The organism is Microbacterium sp. LCT-H2 (assembly GCF_001866135.1).
Taxonomy (GTDB): domain Bacteria; phylum Actinomycetota; class Actinomycetes; order Actinomycetales; family Microbacteriaceae; genus Microbacterium.
In genome coordinates this window covers 1-18,729 of the sequence record NZ_MODW01000009.1, presented here as the reverse complement: position 1 = coordinate 18,729, position 18,729 = coordinate 1, and the positions used below count along the sequence as shown (strand labels likewise).

Annotated in this window: 18 protein-coding genes; 4 read left to right on the top strand and 14 right to left on the bottom strand. The window is 71.7% G+C overall.

The window, feature by feature from the left end:
• Positions 1-5: 5 nt before the first annotated feature.
• From BK819_RS15450 to BK819_RS15435, 4 genes are all read right to left on the bottom strand, one after another.
• Positions 6-1,055: a biotin/lipoate A/B protein ligase family protein gene (locus BK819_RS15450; protein WP_025105437.1), complete on the bottom strand. Its 1,050-nt coding sequence runs from the start codon at positions 1,053-1,055 to the stop codon at positions 6-8.
• A 33-nt stretch (positions 1,056-1,088) separates the two neighbouring features.
• A complete protein-coding gene (locus tag BK819_RS15445; protein WP_071329915.1) occupies positions 1,089-1,826 on the bottom strand; it encodes a DUF1684 domain-containing protein in 738 nt (245 codons plus the stop codon).
• Positions 1,827-2,590: 764 nt separating this feature from the next.
• A complete protein-coding gene (locus BK819_RS15440; protein ID WP_071329914.1) occupies positions 2,591-3,445 on the bottom strand; it encodes an alpha/beta fold hydrolase in 855 nt (284 codons plus the stop codon).
• A gap of 9 nt (positions 3,446-3,454) precedes the next feature.
• Positions 3,455-4,213, bottom strand: coding sequence for a copper homeostasis protein CutC (locus BK819_RS15435; protein WP_071329913.1), 759 nt, complete (start codon positions 4,211-4,213; stop codon positions 3,455-3,457).
• Positions 4,214-4,283: 70 nt separating this feature from the next.
• On the opposite strand from BK819_RS15435, the gene BK819_RS15430 reads away from it, so the two are divergent.
• Genes BK819_RS15430 through BK819_RS15420 form a run of 3 tightly spaced genes read left to right on the top strand, consistent with a single transcriptional unit; the run spans position 4,284 to position 6,406 of the window.
• The gene (locus tag BK819_RS15430) at positions 4,284-4,724 is read left to right on the top strand and encodes a MarR family winged helix-turn-helix transcriptional regulator (RefSeq protein ID WP_062636968.1); all 441 of its coding nucleotides are present in this window, start codon (positions 4,284-4,286) and stop codon (positions 4,722-4,724) included.
• 5 nt (positions 4,725-4,729) lie between these two features.
• Positions 4,730-6,061: an MFS transporter gene (locus tag BK819_RS15425; RefSeq protein WP_071329967.1), complete on the top strand. Its 1,332-nt coding sequence runs from the start codon at positions 4,730-4,732 to the stop codon at positions 6,059-6,061.
• 60 nt (positions 6,062-6,121) lie between these two features.
• Positions 6,122-6,406, top strand: a complete 285-nt coding sequence (locus BK819_RS15420; protein ID WP_071329912.1) for a hypothetical protein — start codon at positions 6,122-6,124, stop codon at positions 6,404-6,406.
• A 90-nt stretch (positions 6,407-6,496) separates the two neighbouring features.
• Here BK819_RS15420 and rocD read toward each other — a convergent pair whose 3' ends face one another.
• The 7 genes from rocD to BK819_RS15385 form a co-directional block, all read right to left on the bottom strand.
• Complete coding sequence (gene rocD, locus BK819_RS15415; RefSeq protein ID WP_071329966.1) at positions 6,497-7,726, bottom strand: ornithine--oxo-acid transaminase; 1,230 nt, start codon at positions 7,724-7,726, stop codon at positions 6,497-6,499.
• A gap of 2 nt (positions 7,727-7,728) precedes the next feature.
• Positions 7,729-8,607: a dimethylargininase gene (gene ddaH, locus BK819_RS15410; RefSeq protein ID WP_071329911.1), complete on the bottom strand. Its 879-nt coding sequence runs from the start codon at positions 8,605-8,607 to the stop codon at positions 7,729-7,731.
• Positions 8,608-8,770: 163 nt separating this feature from the next.
• Positions 8,771-9,769: an NAD(P)-dependent alcohol dehydrogenase gene (locus BK819_RS15405; protein ID WP_071329910.1), complete on the bottom strand. Its 999-nt coding sequence runs from the start codon at positions 9,767-9,769 to the stop codon at positions 8,771-8,773.
• Complete coding sequence (locus tag BK819_RS15400; RefSeq protein WP_071329909.1) at positions 9,766-9,996, bottom strand: helix-turn-helix transcriptional regulator; 231 nt, start codon at positions 9,994-9,996, stop codon at positions 9,766-9,768. Before BK819_RS15400 ends, BK819_RS15405 begins: the two co-directional genes overlap by 4 nt.
• Complete coding sequence (locus BK819_RS15395; protein WP_071329908.1) at positions 9,996-10,430, bottom strand: hypothetical protein; 435 nt, start codon at positions 10,428-10,430, stop codon at positions 9,996-9,998. The genes BK819_RS15400 and BK819_RS15395 overlap by 1 nt, the downstream gene beginning before the upstream one ends.
• Positions 10,431-10,895: 465 nt before the next feature.
• Positions 10,896-14,570, bottom strand: coding sequence for a bifunctional proline dehydrogenase/L-glutamate gamma-semialdehyde dehydrogenase (locus tag BK819_RS15390; RefSeq protein WP_071329907.1), 3,675 nt, complete (start codon positions 14,568-14,570; stop codon positions 10,896-10,898).
• 64 nt (positions 14,571-14,634) lie between these two features.
• Positions 14,635-15,195 (bottom strand): acyl-CoA thioesterase, encoded by a 561-nt coding sequence (locus tag BK819_RS15385; RefSeq protein WP_025105424.1) that lies wholly within the window; start codon positions 15,193-15,195, stop codon positions 14,635-14,637.
• A 130-nt stretch (positions 15,196-15,325) separates the two neighbouring features.
• Between BK819_RS15385 and BK819_RS15380 the strand changes: the two genes are divergently transcribed.
• On the top strand, positions 15,326-15,835 hold the full coding sequence (locus BK819_RS15380; RefSeq protein ID WP_071329906.1) for a GNAT family N-acetyltransferase: 510 nt from the start codon (positions 15,326-15,328) through the stop codon (positions 15,833-15,835).
• Positions 15,836-15,887: 52 nt separating this feature from the next.
• On the opposite strand, the gene BK819_RS15375 is transcribed toward BK819_RS15380, so the two are convergent.
• The 3 genes from BK819_RS15375 to BK819_RS15365 all read right to left on the bottom strand — a co-directional run.
• Positions 15,888-17,039 carry an acetyl-CoA C-acetyltransferase gene (locus BK819_RS15375; protein ID WP_071329905.1) on the bottom strand — a complete coding sequence of 384 codons (1,152 nt, stop codon included), beginning with the start codon at positions 17,037-17,039 and terminating at the stop codon, positions 15,888-15,890.
• A 13-nt stretch (positions 17,040-17,052) separates the two neighbouring features.
• Entirely contained in the window at positions 17,053-17,526 is a 474-nt protein-coding gene (locus tag BK819_RS15370; RefSeq protein WP_071329904.1) for an ASCH domain-containing protein, read from the bottom strand.
• 3 nt (positions 17,527-17,529) lie between these two features.
• Positions 17,530-18,729 (bottom strand): cytochrome b/b6 domain-containing protein (locus tag BK819_RS15365; RefSeq protein WP_256209492.1); only part of this gene is annotated, 1,200 nt, incomplete at its 5' end.

The window sequence follows — 18,729 nt, the reverse complement described above, 5'->3', positions numbered from 1 at the left end:
ACGGCTCACGGAACCCGGTGCAGCCACGCGTCGGTCGAGAACTTCGACTCCACCAGCGCCTGGGCATCGGCGTACTCGTCCGGCGTGATGCCGCCGTCCTCGGCGGAGGTGAGCGAGCGGAACGTGTCCTTGAAGCGCTCGATGATCTCGGCGCGCTCCAGCCCGGTCTGGCTCCGCAGCGGGTCGACGCGCTTGGCCGCCGAGGTCGTGCCCTTGTCGCTGAGCTTCTCGCGGCCGATCCGCAGCACCTCGGTCATCATCTGGCCGTCGATGTCGTAGGAGAGGGTGGCGTGGTGCAGCACACCCCCGTTCGCGAGGCGCTTCTGCGCGGCGCCGCCGATCTTGCCGGTCGGGCTCGCGATGTCGTTGAGCGGCTGGTAGACGGCGTCGATGCCGAGCGACCGGAGCGCCTGCAGCACCCAGTCGTCGAGGAACGCGTAGGAGTCGGCGAAGGTCATGCCCGCCACGAGCGAGGCCGGCACGTAGAGCGAGTAGGTGATGATCTGCCCCGCGGCCATGAGCATCGCACCGCCGCCCGAGATGCGGCGGACGACGTCGAAGCCGTGCTTCGCGGCGCCCTCGGGGTCGACCTCGTTGCGGTACGACTGGAAGGAGCCGATGACGACGGCCGACTCGTCCCATTCCCAGATGCGCAGCGTCGGACGCCGACGCCCCTCGCCGACGCGGGAGGTGAGCACCTCGTCGAGGGCGAGGTTCATGCGCGGCGAGACCGCCTTCTCATGGACGATCTCCCAGTCGAAGTCGCGCCATCCGGGTGCGGTGACCAGCGCGCGACGCACGGCGGTGCCCACGGCCTCGGGGCTGAAGCCGAGCAGCTGCGCCCCCTCGGGAAGGGCGCCGCGGACGGCAGCGGCGATGGCCGTGGCGTCGGACTCGGCGGGGAGTCCCTCGACGGCCGCGTTGATGTCGTCGAGCGCGGAGTCCGGTTCGAGGAAGAAGTCCCCGGCGAGCCGGAACCGCGCGATCCGGTCGTTCTCGACCTCGAGGTCGACGACGACGAGCTTGCCCCCAGGAACCTTGTATTCTCCGTGCACGGATCCAGCTTAAGGCGCGTGCTGCCGCCGTGGTCAGCCGCCGAGCACGACCACCCGCTCCCCGGCCCTGATCGGCGTGGAGTAGCGGTTGCCGGGCGTGGGCAGGGGACAGATGAACTGGTCCGAGAAAGCGCAGGGCGGCAGATACGCCCGGTTGAAGTCGATCACGGCGGACCCGTCGGCACCGGGCTCGTCGACCGGGAGGAACCGGAACCGGTACGTCTCCAGCCCGTTCGTCCCATCGGCGAAGACCGCGCTCAGCGCTCCGCTCCCGCCGCGGGTGACCGTGAGCTCATGCGGGGCACCGGCGAGCTCGAACCGCAGGCGCCCGGCGATCGGGGTCTCGCGCTCCTCGCCGTCCACCGCCGTGACGACGATCCGCTCGTCCGGCGCGGACTCGAACGTGGCCGGGATCCGCCATCGTTCGTCGGGGGCGTAGGCGTCGATCGCCGTGAACCACTCCCGCTGCGGACGGGCGGGGTTCCAGACGCGGAGCGCCAGCAGTCCGTTGCGGTCGAACACACGCAGCTCCCGCCGCCCGAGACGCAGGGTCTGGGTGCCGCGGAGGGTGACGACCGACCCCGACGGTCCGAGTTCGCTGCCGCGGATGCCGCCGTCCCCGGTGAGGGCCCAGAGCCCGGGCACGCCGTCGACCGCCGCGGGCTCGGTGATCAGCCAGTTCGTCGACTCCAGCGCGGACGGCCCGTACTCCGACCCCGCATAGCGCTCGCGCGCCGCATGCCACTCGTGCCAGTCCGTCAGGAAGCTCATCGCCGCGGGCCCTCCCCCTCGCTCGTGCGGATGTGCCCCGAATCTAGGGCTGCCCCCGTCGCCCGCGATCCCCGTCCGTCACACGCCTTCACCCCGCGTCATCCCGCGTCACAGTCCCCCGCCACCCGGACACGCCCGCCACACACCTCCCTCGGGATCAAAACCGCACCCGCCATCCCGTCCCCCAGCCGTTCCTGATCCCGCCACCGCGCGGTCCTCCGGCACGCGCACGCTCCGAACTCACCACCACCGCCCGATCAGCGGCGCGACCACCGGCGTACCCGCTCACCGCGTGTGTTCGAGAACGCTCTCCCACCGCCCGCCCCAGGTCCGGAAATGATCCCGCAGGATCGGAGGGAAGCACGAAAGTGATCCCGGAGCGGGTGAGGCGCGAGTGATCCCGACGATGCGCGCGGGCGCCAACGCACCAGCTCACCGTGCGCGTTCGAAAACGTCCTTTCGCAGCCCGCCCCAGGCCCGAAAATGATCCCGCGAGATGGCCGGCGGCACGAAAGTGATCCCGCGGGATGGCCGGAGGCGCGAAAGCGATCCCGATACGCCGCCGCGGACGCCGCCTCCTCGACGCACGCCGACGCCCGCACACTCCTCGCGAGTGCAAGAACGCGCCTCTGGGACGTGTTCCGGGAACCAAAGTGATCCCGCGGGAGCGGCGGAAGGGGCGAAAGTGATCCCGGACCGGAACTGGACCTGGACCCGGAACGGACCGGAACTGGACCTGGACCCGGAACGGGCCGGGGCGGGGGTCAGCGGGCGGGGATGTGGGCGTCGAGCCACGCGAGGACGTCGGCGCGCACCTCGTCCTGCTGAAGCTCCTGGAAGATCTCGTGCCGGGCGTCGGGGTAGACGAGGGTCGTGACGTCAGTGAGCCCGGAGCGTCGGCGGTACGCGTCGGCGAGCTTGTGGACGCTGCGGGGACCGCCGACCGGATCGTCACGGCCGACGAGGAGAAGCATCGGAACGTCGCGCGCGAGGTGCTTCGCCGGGCGTCCGTAGAGTCGCGCCGCGTCGAGCAGGCCGAAGAGTTTGAGCAGCGGCACCCCCGTCGTGAGCGGGTCTTCCTCGAAGGCCTTCCACACCGCGGGGTCGCGGCTCAGCCACTCGTATCCGGTCGCGTCGTCGGCAGCCCACGCGGCGTTCAGCGGCGCCGGGTTCAGGGAGCGGGGCGTCCGCAGCGCCGAGCCGGACAGGATGACCGCATCGAAGGCCTCCGCGTGCTCGTTCACCAGCATCTGCGCGAGGAACGACCCCCACGAGTGCCCGAGGAGCACGAGCGGGAGGTCGGGATTCTCGTCACGGATGATGCCGGTCAGCTGCCAGACCGCGTCCTTGGCCGCCCGGAGTCCGCCGGGGCCGAGCCGTCCGAGCCGGGCGGGGTCGCCGTGCTGGCGCATACCGGTGCGTCCGTGCCCGCGATGGTCGTCGGCATAGACGGTGAACCCGGCTCCGGTGAGCGCGGCGATCAGCGCCGGATACCGTCCCGCGTGCTCGCCCACCCCGTGCAGGAGCTGGACGACGCCGCGGGGCGTGCCCTCCGCCGGGTGGACGTCGTAGACGATGGCGATGCCGTGGCTGTCGGTGTACTCGCGGGTCTCGGTCATGATCCTGCCTTACCGGTCGGTCTCCGCGAGGGCGCCGCGGATGGCGTCGCGGATGGCGAAGGCGATGTCGCGATCCGTCACCTCGTAGCCGCCGACCCCGTCGGAGGCGGAGCCCATGCGCACGCCGCCGTCTTCGGTCACGGCCCGCTTCGCGGAGAAGTGGAGGGCGTCCACACCGGCCCGGGCGAGCACCGGAGCGCTCGCGACGTCGACGCCGCTGCCGGCCATCACCTCGATCTGCCCCTCGGCTGCGGCGACCAGCGCGCGCAGGGTGTCGATGCCGTCGATCGCGGCGGACGCCCCTCCGGAGGTGAGCACGCGCCGGAGCCCGAGCTCCCTCGCAGCCCGCAGGGTCGCCACCGGGTCGGCGGTCACGTCGATCGCGCGGTGCAGCGTCGCCGGAGCTCCCCCGGCCGCATCCCGGAGCCGCGCCATGGCGTCGCGATCCAGCTGCCCCTCGCCGTCGAGCGCGCCGATCACCACTCCTGCGGCCCCCGCCGCGACCGCGTGCCGCACGTCCCGTTCGGCGACGGCCAGCTCGTCGGCGCTGTAGTGGAAGCCGCCGGCGCGCGGACGGATGAGGACGTGCACCTCGGGGCCCTTCACCCCCGCGGCTTCGAGCGCGAGCTCCAGGGTGGCCGGCGACGGGGTGAGCCCACCCAGCGCGAGGGCCGTGGCGAGTTCGACGCGCGCGGCGCCGACCTCAGCGGCGATGCGCACTCCGGCGGGATCCTGGACGGCGATTTCGAGGGGGATGGTTCGGGTCACCCCTCCATTGTGCCCGGTGCCCCGCCCCTGGCCGCCCCCGGGCCAGAAATATTAGATAGACTAACTAAGTATGTCTGCGTCCGATGATTCCCTGCACCTCACCGCCACAGACCTCCGCATGGCCACGTTCCGGCTCGCCCGCCGGCTCCGCTGCGCCCGTGCCGCCGACATGATGAGCGACACCCAGCTCGCCGTCCTCGCCGACCTCCGCATGAACGGTCGGCGCACGATCTCCACCCTCGCCGAGCGCGAGCGCGTGACCGCCCCCTCGATGACGAGCATCGTGAACGGCCTGGAGGAGCAGGGCTATGTCGCCCGCACCCCTGACGAGGACGACCGCCGCCGCGTGCAGGTGGACATCACCCCCGCCGGGGTCGAGATCGTCGTCGAGACCATCCGCCGCCGCGACGTGCTGCTGGCCGACATGCTCCGCGAGGTCGACTACACCGAAGCGGAGCTGGCGACGCTGCGAGAAGCGAGCGCCCTGATGCGGAGGGTGGTGGAGCGATGAGCGCCATGTTCCGCTCCTTCGCGAACATCAACTACCGGATCTGGTTCGCCGGAGCCCTCGTGTCGAACGTCGGCGGGTGGATGCAGGCCACCGCGCAGGACTGGGTGGTGCTGACCGAGCTCACCGACAACGACGCGACCGCGATGGGCGTCACCATGGCGCTGCAGTTCGGCCCACCCCTGGTGCTCGTGAGCCTGACCGGCTGGGTCGCGGATCGCTTCGACCGGCGGAGGATCCTCCTGACCACGCAGGGCGCGCTCCTCGCCCTCGCGATCGCCGTGGGCTCCCTGCTGCTCGCCGGGGTGATGACCCTGCCGATGATGTTCGCGTTCGCCCTCGGATTCGGCATCGTCAACGCCTTCGACGCCCCCGCGCGACAGGCCTTCGTGTCGGACATGGTGTCCGCCACGGAGACCTCCAACGCCGTGGCGCTCAACTCCGCCTCCTTCAACCTCGCCCGCATGATCGGCCCCGCGGTCGGCGGCCTGCTCATCGTCGCGATCGGCTCCGGCTGGGTGTTCATCGTCAACGCCGCGACCTTCCTCGCCATGATCGTCGCGCTGCTGCTCATGCGCACGCACCTGCTCGCGCCGCGTCCGAAGAACCGCAGCAGCGGTGGTCTCGCCGAGGGTTTCCGCTACGTCTGGGCGCGAAGCGACCTCAAGGTCGTGTTCGTGACGGTGTTCCTCATCGGCGCGTTCGGCATGAACTTCCCGATCTTCGCCTCGACCATGGCGCTGGAGTTCGGAGCCGGCGCCGACGGGTACGGGGTTCTGAGCTCGGTGCTCGCGATCGGGTCCCTGATCGGCGCCCTCCTCGCCGCGCGTCGGGACCGGGCGAGGGTGCGCGTGGTGATCCTCGCGGCGGGCGGCTTCGGGATCGCGGCCTTCGTCTCGGCCGCGATGCCCACGTACCTCTCCTATGCCGTCACGCTCACGTTCACCGGCTTCATGATCGTGACGCTGCTGACCACGGCCAACGGCTACGTGCAGATCACGACCGATCCGGCACTGCGCGGGCGCGTGCTCGCCCTCTACATGGCCGTCATCATGGGATCGACTCCGGTCGGCGCGCCGATCGCCGGCTGGGTCGCCGACGCGTTCGGTCCTCGTGCCGCCATCATGCTCGGCGGCACCGCCGGCTTCATCGCGTGCGCGATCGGCGTGACCTGGGTGCTGACGTCGGGGAGGCTGCGCCGTGAGGAGAGCAGCCGCTTCCGGCTGACGCTCGACGAGACGCGGCCGCTGCGGGTCGTGCAGCCCGTCGAGCCGGTCGACTACACGGAGAAGACGGCGGCCACCACGCCCATCCGCCTCCCGCGCCGCGACGGCGAGTGAGCTGCGAAGGCGTTTGTCAACGCCTTCCTCATCTCGGCCCGACGGTCGTAGCGTCGGGTCATGGACGAGAACATGAGCACCCCGCACCCGCAGGATCCGGCCGAAGGCGCTCCCGGCGTCGACGTCCCTGACGAGAACTCCGGCCAGGGCGACGGCACCGGCGGCGCGATCCAGGGCGACAGCTCCCGCGGCGAGTCGACCGGCGGCGCCATCCAGGGCAGCTCCGGCCCCGGCCACCCCGCTCCGCTGGGCGGCGACGAGAACACCGAGGACGAGCTCGCGGCCGACAACGCCGCCGAGGAGGACACCCTCCGCACGCTCGACCCCGACTCCCCGCCGGCCTGATCCGTCGACCCACCCCCTTCGAGACGAGCCACCCCCTTGCGAACGTTCGCAAGGGGGTGGCTCCTGCAGAAGGGGGTGGGTCGGGCGCGGTCAGGCGTCGAGTACCACCTTGAGCTGCTCGACGGCCCAGTCGAGCTCGGTCGCCCGGATGACGAGCGGCGGGGCGATGCGGATGGTCTGCCCGTGCGTGTCCTTTACGAGCACACCCCGGTCGAGCAGTTTCTCCGCGACCTCACGGCCGGTGCCGACGGCCGGATCGATGTCGACGCCCGCCCACAGCCCGGCGATGCGCACCTCCGTGACGCCGTGGCCGATCAGCGGCTGCAGCGCCTGCTCGAGGTGGGCACCGAGCGCCCGCGCACGCTCCTGGAACTCGCCCGTCTGCAGCATCTCCACCACGCGGAGGCCGACGGCCGCCGCGAGCGGGTTGCCGCCGAACGTGGAGCCGTGCTCCCCGGGGCGGATCACGCCCAGCACATCCGTGTTCCCCACCACGGCCGAGACCGGCAGGATGCCGCCGCCGAGCGCCTTGCCCAGCAGGTACAGGTCCGGCACGACGCCCTCGCGGTCGCACGCGAACGTCTCGCCGACACGCCCGAGGCCGGCCTGGATCTCGTCGGCGATGAACAGCACGTTCTTCTCGTCGCAGATCTCGCGGATGCGGCGCAGGTACCCCTCCGTCGGTATCACGACCCCGGCCTCGCCCTGGATCGGCTCCACGAGCACGCCCGCCGTGTCCTCCGTGATCGCCGCGGCGATCGCCTCCGCGTCACCGAAAGGCACGCGGTCGAAGCCCGGCGTGTAGGGGCCGAAGTCGTCGTGCGCGGTCTCGTCGTCGCTGAAGCTCACGATCGTCGTCGTACGGCCGTGGAAGTTGCCCTTCGCCACGACGAGCCGCGCCTTCCCCTCGGGGATGCCCTTCACGCGGTAGCCCCAGGCCCTGGCGACCTTGATGCCGGTCTCCACCGCCTCGGCACCCGTGTTCATCGGCAGCACGAGCTCCTTGCCGCAGAGCTCGGCGAGGGCGGCGGCGAACGGCTCCAGGGTGTCGCTCTGGAACGCCCGGCTGACGAGCGTGACCCGACCGAGCTGCTCGGTCAGTGCCGCGACGAGCGCGGGGTGCCGGTGCCCGAAGTTGACCGCGGAGTAGGCCGCGAGCAGGTCGAGGTAGCGCTTGCCCTCGACATCGGTGACCCACGCCCCCTCGCCGCGCGCGATCATCACGGGCAGCGGGTGGTAGTTGTGCGCGACGTGCGGCTCCGCGACCTCGCCGGGTTCCTGAGCCTGTCGAAGGGTCGAAGCGCCCGCCGCCTGCTCGATCGTCACTTCGCACCCCGCAGCTCGAGCGTGCAGCACTTGATCCCGCCGCCGCCGAGGAGGAGCTCGGAGAGGTCGACGGTGATCGGGTTGTAGCCGCGCTCCCGGAGCTGCTGCTCGAAACCCTTCGCCCGCGGCGAGATGATGACGTTGTAGCCGTCGCTCGAGGAGTTCAGGCCGAACACTGCGCCGTCCTCGTCCGACACGAGGATCGCGTCCGGGAAGCGCTTCTCCAGCTCGGCACGGCTGGCGTCGTCGAAGGCCCCGGGGAGGTAGGCGATGTTCGCCCGCTCGGGGCCGCCGTTCTCCACGCCCTGCACGGGGTCGAGCACCGCGATCGCGGTGTCGAGGTGGTAGAAGCGGGGGTCGGTGAGGTTCAGCGACACGACCTCGCGGCCGAAGACCTCGCCGACCTCGCGGTGGCTGTCACCGGTGGAGCGGAAGCCCGTGCCCGCAAGGATCACATCGCCGACGAGCAGGAAGTCGCCCTCGCCCTCGTTGACCTCCTTCGGCATGACCGTGTCGTAGCCGGCGGCGCGGAACCAGTCGGCGAAGGCCGGAGCCTCGCCCTGGCGCTCGACGAACCGGAACTCCGGCACGTAGGCGCGACCGTCGATGAGGAAGCCGCCGTTGGCCGTGTAGACCATGTCCGGGTAGCCGGGGAGCGGATCGATGAGCTCGACCTCGTGACCGAGCTCGAGGTACAGGTCATAGAGCTTCTGCCACTGGGCGACGGCGTTGGCGGTATCGGTCGGCCGCGACGGCTCCATCCACGGATTGATGGAGTAGTTCACCGTGAAGTGCTCGGGACGGCACATCAGGTAGTGGCGGCGGTGCGCGGTGCGCGTGGGGGCGGTGGTGACGGCGGTCTCCGGCGTCGACATGGATGCTCCTCGTGTGAACGGGCGCGGCGGACGCTGTCCAGGGGCCCGGCGGTCCTTCGACCCACTGCTCGGACGAGGCGGAGGGGAAGATGCGACTCGGGCACGCCGGTGACCATTGTGCCACCGGACCCTGGGCGCCACCAGCATCCATCCCGTGTCGCCCTCAGCCCTCGCGCTGCGTCACCACGACCTTGCCGACCGTGTGCCCGGCCTCGACGTGCGCGAGCGCGGACACGGCCTCGTCGAACGGGTACGTGCGCTCGATCACCGGAACCAGATGCCCCTCCTCGACGAGCTCGAGCAGCTTCGTGAGGACCTCGGGGCGCGAGGTCGCCGTGAGCGACACCACCCGGGGTCCGCGGAGCGAGAGCACGGCGGCGCGGATCATCCGCGGCACAGGGCCGAGCACGCGTCCGCCGTCGCCGGTCACGAGCACCACGCGGCCACCCGGACGGACGAGGCGCTGCAGCTCGCGGATCGGCACACCTCCCGCGATGTCGATGACGGCGTCGAACCGGGAGGAGGGCAGGTGGGTGAGCGGAGACGTACGGTGGTCGAGCGTGCGCACGGCTCCGAGGCGCTCCAGCAGCAGAGCGTTGCGCGCACGGCACGTCGCCCACACCTCGGCACCGCGGAGCGCCGCGAGCTGCACGGCGAAGGTCCCCACGCCGCCGGACGCCCCGATCACGAGGACCCGCTGCGCACGGTGCCGCAACCCCACTCCGGCGGCATCGAGCGCCTGCCACGCGGTGCCTCCGGCGATCGGCAGACAGGCCGCCGCCTCGGGTGTCACATCCGGGGGCACGGGCACGACGCGGTCGGCCGCGATGCGTGCGTGGGAGGCGAGGCCGCCGCCGCCCTGCAGCTCCCCGACGACGAGTTCGCCGAGCTCGGCGTTCACCACGTCGGCGCCGACCGCCACGACGGTGCCGGCGACGTCGAGCCCGCGCACCGGGTGCTTGGGGCGGGTGAGCCCGAAGAACGGCCGGACCAGCAGCGGGTCGCCGAGGAGCAGCCGCACGTCGCCGGCGTTGAGGGCGGTGGCCTGCACGCGCAGCACGACCTCGCCTCGATGCGGCTCGGGGACGGGCTGGCGGGTCAGTGTTGTCCCGGCGGCCGGGCCGTACGTCTCGCGGGTCCAGGCGGGCATCGTCTCGGTCATGCGGCACCTCCGGGGTCGGTCGGATACGCGAACAGGTCGTCGAGCCCGACCCCGAAGGCCCGGGCGATCTGGAACGCGAGCTCCAGCGTCGGCGAGTACTTCTGCTGTTCGATCGCGATGAGGGTCTGTCTGGTGACCCCGATCGTGCGGGCGAGCTCGGCCTGCGTGAGTCCGGCACGCTCGCGATGGGCCCGGATGGTGTTGGAGACGAGGGTGGGCTTGACCATCAGCGCAGCCCCCGCCGGTACGCGACGGCCCGGGCGACACCGCCGACGACGGCCGCCACGAGGAACCCGGCGAACATGGTGTTCGCGATCCAGAACACGTCGGCGCCGAGACCGCAGAGGACGATGACGCCGAGACCGGCGATCGTGACGAAGGCCTGCTCCACGCGGGAACCCATCCGGCCGATGTCCCGGTCGCGGATGTCGGAGCGGCCGATGCCCTCCGGATCGGACATCCCCGCGATGATGCCCCAGAGGACACTGAGCACGATCGTCGCGACGATGCCCCCGCCGATCGTCCAGAGCATCAGCGGGAACCAGTCCGTGGCGGTGAGCGGTCCGCCGCCGGCCTGCTGCAGCAGCAGCACGACGTAGACGACCGCGACGATCGGGCTGACGATGAGCCCGGCCCAGACGTTGCGCTCCTCGTAGACCATGCGAATCTCCTCGTGTCAAAAATTCTTGACACGAGGATACGTCTGCACTCCCGCGCGTGTCAAGAATCTTTTACACCGCCTCCCGTAGCCCCTGGCCCCGTCCCGCGCCGCGGGATCACTAACGCCCCTCCCCAGGCCCCCGAGGGCACCTTTTCGATCCCGCGTCCCAGGAACCTCCCACCCCAATCCCGCACACCCACCGCAGGCGGGATCGAAAACGCACGCCCATCGTTCCGGAGGAGCGCCTTTTCGCACCCGCGGCGTGGAGACACGTACACCCCGGAGGTGGGATCAGAATCGCACCCGAGCAGCACCGAGGCGGCCCTCTTTCGCACCCGCACCAAAACGGGCGCGGCGGCCCCCGGCGAGCGGGATCAGAAACGCGCCCCGGACGGCCCGGAGCGGTACGTTTTTGCACCCGCACCGAAACGGGCGGGGCACCCCGGCGGACGGGCCCCGCGGGGGTCAGATGACGGAGGCGCTCCAGGGGTCGGGGTTTCCGTAGCGGTGGGCGGTGATCGAGACGGACTGCTCGTGCACGAACGGAAGGAGCTCGATGCGGGCCGCCGCCGTCACCTCCGCGTCGTACACCGCGAGGTCCGGATCACCGCCCGTCGCCACCGTCAGCACGGAGCGCAGCGCCGCCACCGACTCCCGTCCGCCCACGAGCCGCACGCGCTCATGCCGCGGAAGCGCCGGAACACCGGCATCTCCCGAGGCTCCAGCCCCCTCGGCCACCCGCATCCGCTGGAGCCACTCGTCCTCCGTCTCCAGGAACACCACGGCGTCGAGGTCGCCCAGAGCACGCCGCACGCCCGCCGGAAGCCCGACCGGAGTGGACACGACGAACCCTGCCCCCGCGCGCACTCCCGCGATCACGACCCGCAGCAGGTCGTGCAGGGCGGCGTCCTCGGTGGCGCGGATCTCCACGGGCACAGGGCGATACCGGAAGAGGTTGCGCTCGATCTCCAGCCGCGAGACGTCCCGCACCCGGCCGAACTCCCGGTCCCAGGCCAACGCGTCTGACAGGGCGGACCGCCGGAGCCACTCGAACGACTCGAACGGGAGGGACGGCTGCGCGGCCTCGATGAGCCCCGTGATCCGGGAGTCGAGCCCCCGCAGATGAAGCGTGCTCGACGCCGGGGACCCGTGCTGGGCGCGCCACGACCCGAGTCCGATGAGGTGGTTCGGCCCGCCGGGCTTGGCACCGGCCCCGACGGAGGAGCGCTTCCACCCGCCGAACGGCTGCCGCTGCACGATCGCCCCGGTGGTGCCGCGGTTGACGTAGAGGTTCCCGGCCTGCACGCGGTCGAGCCAGAAGGAGAGGTCGTCGGGGTCCTGCGTGTGCAGTCCCGCGGTGAGACCGTAGGCGACGGCGTTCTGCAGATCGACGGCCTTCGCGAGGGTCGGGGCGTGCATGATCCCGAGGACCGGGCCGAAGAACTCCTCGGTGTGGAAGCGGGAGCCGGACTGCACGCCGACCCGCACGCCGGGACGCCAGAGCCGGCCGCTGCCGTCGTCGGCGGGATCGAGGGCGGGTTCGATGAGCCACCGCTCGTCGCCCTCCAGCTCGGAGAGGGCCCAGGCGAGCTTGCCCTCGGGCTTCTCGATGACGGGGCCCACCTCGGCGAGCGGATCCGAGGGCCAGCCCACCCGCAGCGAGCGGACCGCATCGGCGAGCTGACGGGCGAAACGCTGCGAGCGCCCCACCGGCCCGACGAGGATCGCGAGCGACGCTGCGGAGCACTTCTGCCCCGCATGACCGAACGCGCTCTTCACGAGGTCGGCCACGGCGAGGTCGAGGTCGGCCGAGGGGGTGATGATCATGGCGTTCTTGCCGCTGGTCTCCGCGAGCAGGGGCAGGTCGGGACGCCAGGAGCGGAACAGCGCCGCGGTCTCCCACGATCCGGTGAGGATCACCCGGTCCACCGCCTCGTCCGTGATGAGGGCACGGCCGAGGTCGCCTTCCTCGATGTCGACGAGAGCGAGAGCCTCACGCGGGACGCCGCCGTCCCACAGGGCCTCCACGAGCACCGCCGCACACCGCCGCGCCTGCGGGGCGGGCTTCAGGACCACGCCGGAGCCCGCGGCGAGCGCCGCCAGCACGCCACCGGCGGGGATCGCGAGGGGGAAGTTCCACGGCGGCGCGACGACGGTCACGCGGGCGGGGACGAAGACGGCGCCGGAGATCGCATCGAGCTCACGGCACGTCGCGGCGTAGTACCGGGCGAAGTCGACGGCCTCGCTCACCTCGACATCGGCTTCGGCGAAGACCTTGCCGGTCTCCGCGGCGGCGACCTCGACCAGCTCCGCGCGCCGGGACTCGAGCGCCGCCGCCGCGCGCAGCAGCACCTCGGCGCGTTCGGCCGCGGGACGCGCACCCCAGGCCGCCGCCGCGCCCTGCACGCCGCGCACGATGCGGCCGAGGTCGTCGGCGTCGTCGACGCGGGCGGCGTCGAGGACCTCCGTCCCGACCGTCGAATCCGCGAGCCGTGCGCGGATCCCCGCCGCCCACTCGCGGTTGGCGGGGAGGGCGAGATCCGTATCGGCCGTGTTCGCGAAGCCCGGGGCGCCCCCGGTGTCCTCCCCGCGCTCGCGCGCCGCATACACGGCGGTCTCGAGGAAGGCGCCGGTGTCGGCGTCGTCCGAGCCGCGCACGATGCCGAGCACGGCCTTGGTGAGATCGGCCTCCGCGACCGGGCTGACCGGCGCCGGCCGCACGGACTCGTGCACGGGCGCGAGGCGGTCCTGCGTGCGCCGCGAGCCGAGGCCGAGGGCCGGGTCCCCCGCCCGGTCGAGTGCGTCGAGGAAGCGGCCGGCCTCGCGGGCGAAGAGCGTCTCGTCGTCGTGCAGGTGGAACGCCGCGGAGAGGAAGTTCTCGGACGACGCGTTCTCCTCCAGCCGCCGCACGAGATAGCTGATGGCCACGTCGAACTCGGCCGGCGTGACGACCGGCACATACAGCAGCACCGGACCCACTTCCCGGGACACCGCCTGCACCTGCCCCTGGGCCATGCCGAGCAGCATCTCGAACTCGACATCGTCGCGGACGCCCCGCTCCCCGGCCAGCAGCCACGCGTGGGCGATGCCGAAGAGGTTGTGGCCGGCCACGCCGATCCGCACCGAGGTCGTGTGCTCGGGCCGCAGCGCCCAGTCGAGGCAGCGCAGGTAGTTGGCGTCGGTGTCGAGCTTCGTGTCGTAGGGCGCAGGCGTCCACCCGTGCAGCGTCGCCTCGACGTGCTCCATCGCGAGGTTCGCGCCCTTCACGAGGCGCACCTTGATGCGGGCTCCCCCGTGGATCACGCGGTCCTGCGCCCAGGCGGTGAGCTCCTGGAGGGCCGGGAGGGCGTCAGGCAGATAGGCCTGCAGCACGATCCCGGCCTCGAGCCCGATGAGCCGAGGGTCCTCCAGGATCCGCGTGAAGACGGCGATCGTGAGGTCGAGGTCGCGATACTCCTCCATGTCGAGGTTGATGAAGGTGCCGTCTGCCGCAGCCGTCACGTACAGCGGGAGCAGCCGCTCCACGACCCGGTCGACGACCTCGTCGAAGCCCCACATCGAGATGCGGCTGACGATGGCCGAGACCTTGACCGACACGTAGTCGACGTCCGGACGCCGGATGAGCTCGTGGATGCCGTCGAGCCGCCGCTGCGCCTCCGCCTCGCCCAGCACCGCCTCCCCGAGGAGGTTGAGGTTCAGGCGCGAGCCCGACTCCCGCAGCTTCTCGATCGCGGGTCCGAGCTTCGCGGGCCGGGCGTCCACCACGAGGTGCCCCACCATCTCGCGCAGCGCCCGTCGCGCGAGGGGGACGACCGGGGTCGGCAGCACCGGGGCGACGCCGCCGCCGAGCCGCACCGCGGAGCGCAGGTACCACGGCAGGAACTCCGGCACGATGGGCGCGATCCGGCGCAGCTGGGCGGCCGCGGCGGTCAGGCTCTCGGGCCGCATCACGCCGTCGACGAAACCGAGGGTGAACGGCAGACCGTTGGCGTCGCGGAGCACTCCGGCGAGGCGTTCCGCGGCGGGGTCGACGTCGGCCGCGGCCGCCTCGATCACCCAGCGGCGCGCGAGCTCGACCGCCTGATCGGCGAGGGATGCGGATGCCCCCGCCTCCGCGGAGGATGACGACGACTCTGCCATGTGACCACCCTAGGTCGCCGGTCGCGGAATCCCGGGGTGCCCGACCGTGCGGGCTGGAGTCGGCTCAGTTCCAGATGCTGGGGGCCGGGGTGCGCACGGGAGGCAGGGCGGACGCGGCCGCCCAGTCGTGCACCCACGCGTCGATCTCCGGCACCCCGTCGGGCTTGCCCACCGCGGCGAAGAGCTCCTCGTTGCTGACCGTGCCGCCGGAGCGCCGCAGCACGCGGGCCCGCACGATGGCCCTGGCGTAGACCTCGCCGCCGACCACGGCGCGATGCTCCAGGAACAGGGCCTTCTCGTCGTGCCCGATGAACCGGGACTGCACCTCGAACCGCTGCCAGAGCTGGAGCGACTTGCGGAAGGTGATCGTCTCGCTCGACACGACCGCGTACCAGCCCTGCTCCTTCATCACGTCGAACAACCCCGTGCGGATGAGGTGGTCCCAGCGACCGAGGTCGAACAGCGACAGGTACCGGCCGTTGTTCATGTGGCGGAGGATGTCGAGGTCGGTGGGCAGGGTGGTCACCGTCACGGTGCCGACGGCGGTGGGGTCGAGGGTCTTCCCCTGCCGCACGCGGCGACGCGCACCGAGGATCACGAGGAGGGTCCGCCAGATCACGTTCACGAGGACTGATCGTAGCCATCCGCGCACGACGGCCGAACTTCGTTGTCCGATTCCTCCATGCCCCCGGTGGGCCTTTCCCCGGCCGTCATCCCGATTTCCGATTTCCACGGACCCGCCGTAGAGTCACCGCATGAGCGCCGAAGCCCAGCCCGAAGTCATCGTCCGTCCGGTCCGTGATGTGGATGCGGAAGCCCTCGGTCGCGTGCATGCGCAGTGCTGGCATGAGACCTACGATCACCTCATCAGCAAGGCGGCGCTAGAGAAGGTCTCGCCTCGGCGCATGGCCGAGCTCTGGACGCACTGGGCCTCGCAGGGCCCCGACTTCAAGATGAACGCGGCGCTCGTCGACGGCGAGATCGTCGGCTTCGTCGGCTCGGGTCCGGCCCGCGACAAGGACGCCCCGGCGTTCCGCGAGCTGTACTTCATCTACCTGCTCGACGCGTACCACTCGACCGGCATCGGCCAGAAGCTCTTCGACGCCGCCGCCGAGAAGGACGAGCCGCTCTACCTCTGGGTCGCCGAGGACAACCCCCGCGCGCACCGCTTCTACACGCGCAACGGGTTCCACCTCGACGGCGCCGCGCACACCGAGCCGTTCCTCGGCGAGACGCTCACCGAGGTCCGCTTCGTGCGCCCCTGACCCTCGTACTCACCGGAAGGGCCGCCCCGCGGGGCGGCCCTTCCGTCTGCTCTCAGAGGCGTTCGATGATCGTGACGTTCGCGACGCCGCCGCCCTCGCACATCGTCTGCAGGCCGTAGCGGCCGCCGGTGCGCTCCAGCTCGTTGAGCAGGGTCGCGAGGATGCGGGTTCCGGTCGCGCCGATCGGATGCCCCAGGGCGATGCCGCCGCCGTTGACGTTGACCTTCTCGTGCGGCGCACCGGTCTCGCGCATCCAGGCGAGCACGACGGAGGCGAACGCCTCGTTGACCTCGAGCAGGTCGATGTCCTCGATCCGGAGCCCGGTGCGCGCCAGCGCGTGCCGGGTCGCCGGGATCGGTGCCGTGAGCATGAGCACGGGGTCGTCGCCGCGGACGGAGAGGTGGTGGATGCGGGCCCGCGGGGTGAGGCCGTGCTCCTGCACCGCCCGCGCACTGGCGATGAGCACGGCGCTCGATGCGTCGCTGATCTGCGACGCGACCGCCGCGGTGATCCGTCCCCCGGGCGCGAGCGGCGGCAGGCCGGCCATGCGTTCGAGCGTGGTGTCCCGGCGCACGCCCTCGTCGTGGTCGAGCCCGGCGAGCGGCGCGATCTCCGCCGCGAACCGCCCCTCGTCCTGGGCGACGGCTGCCCGGCGGTGGCTCTCCAGCGCGTACCGCTCCATCTCCTCCCGCGAGATGTCCCACCGCTCGGCGATGAGCTCCGCGCCCCGGAACTGCGAGATCTCCTGGTCGCCGTACCGCTCCTGCCATCCGGGCGACTCAGCGTACGGCGTCGTGAAACCGTACTCCCGGCCGACGGTCGCGGCCGCCGTGAGCGGGATCCGCGACATGTTCTGCAGCCCGCCGGCGATCACGAGGTCACTGGTGCCGCTGAGCACCGCCTGCGCGGCGAAGTGCACGGCCTGCTGACTGGATCCGCACTGGCGGTCGATCGTCACGCCGGGCACGTGCTCCGGGAAGCCGGCGACGAGCAACGCGGTGCGCGCGACGTTCCCGGCCTGTCCCCCGAGCGCATCGATGGCTCCGAGGATCACGTCGTCCACGGCGCCAGGGTCGATGCCGGTGCGGTCGACGAGGGCCCGCAGACTGTGCGCGCCGAGGTCGGCGGGGTGGATCTCCGCGAGAGCGCCGCCACGGCGTCCGACCGGTGAACGGACCGCGTCGACGATGTAGGCCTCTGCCATGATCTCCCTCTCCTCAGTCCTCCACGCCGGTCGGCAGGAGCAGCCGGAAGCGCTCACACAGCACCGGCATGTCGGGTTCGTAGCCGCGCGGGCTCTCGGAGTGGGTGCGCCAGTAGCGCTCGTGCACCTCGCGCCAGTGCGCCAGGGTGCGATCCCCCTCCCCCTCGGCGAACGCGTGCGCCTCGTCGACCTCGTCGAACGGCACGATGTCGATCGCCGTGGTCTCGATCACGGCGCGCGGGGCGCCGGTTCCGTCGAGGATGATGCTGAGCTCGCCGACGGTCGGCAGCGGGTCCCCCGTCTCCTCGTAGTCCCAGACGGAGGACGCGGTGCCCACCTTGATGCCTCGGAGCACGAGCTCCAGGAGCTCGTCGGCGTGCTCCGGCGTCGCGCCGAAACCCCACGCCTCGGGAAGGGCCTCGGGCAGGTGGGGCAGCGCGATGCGGGCCTCGCGCCAGTAGTCCTCGATGGTGGTGCGGTCGGTCATGGATCAGCGCCCCGAGACCTTGCCGAACGCCCTCGCGATCGGCGCGAGCACGAGCGGGCGCGCCGCGACCCACGCGATCGCGATCACGACGAGCGAGGCGATGAACACCCAGAACCCCGTCCACGTCGCGGCATCCTGCGCGGCGAACATGTGGTTGAGGTTGCGCAGGAAGCCGGTCAGCATCACGAGCGCGACGTGCGCGATGATGAACGCCACGAAGTACAGCATCACCGGGAAGTGCAGGGCGCGGGCCCATTCCACCGGGTACGCCTTCGACAGGCGCTCCGCCTTCTTGGGCCAGAGCCCCGACATGCGGAACCCGGTGACGGCGGCGAGCGGTGCCGCGAGGAAGACGGTGACGAAGTAGGCGAGCTGCTGCAGGCTGTTGTAGTTGTTCCAGCCGTTCTCGTGCGGCCAGTCGAACGAGATGTACTGCAGCGCCGCCGACAGCGCGTTCGGGAAGACCTCCCAGCTCGTCGGCACGATCCGCACCCAGTGTCCCGTGGCGAACAGCAGCACCACGAAGATCACGCCGTTCAGCAGCCACAGGATGTCGAGCGCCTGGTGGAACCAGAGGTTCAGGCTGATCTTGCCCTTCGGGTTGTTCCGCGGCGTCCAGAACACGCTCGGCCGCTTCTCGGTGCGCACCTGCAGGCCCGACCGGATGATCAGCACGATCAGGAACATGTTGAAGAAGTGCGCCCAGTTGACCCACGGCGCGAAGCCGGGCTCGACCGGGATCGGCGGCTCGTACTCGCCCGGGAAGGCTGCCAGGAAGTCCTGCAGGAAGGGGAGGCTGAGCAGCGCGCGGACCAGAGCCACGGCCGCGGCCGCGAGCACACCGAGAGCGGCGGCGCCGAACAGCACCGCGATCGCCTGGGTCCAGGTCGGGCGCCGGCGAGCGGTCGGGGTGGCGATCGTGGCAGCGGCCGGGAGGTGTCGGGGGGCACGACCGTTCCAGACCGTGCGGGTCCAGGGCAGCGGTGTGCTGATGTCGGCGGCCGGGGCGAGCACGGTGCCGGGGATGGCGGGCTCCGCCGTCGCGGGTGCCGCGGCCGGAGCCGGAGTCTCCGCGATCGCGGGGGCGTCCGCCGCCACGGCCGAGGAGGTGTCGGCGGTCGCACGCGCGGGCACGGTCCCCGCGGGCGGCCAGGGCTCGCCACCCGCGACGCGCGGCAGTCCGCGCCGGATGCTGGAGGAGCC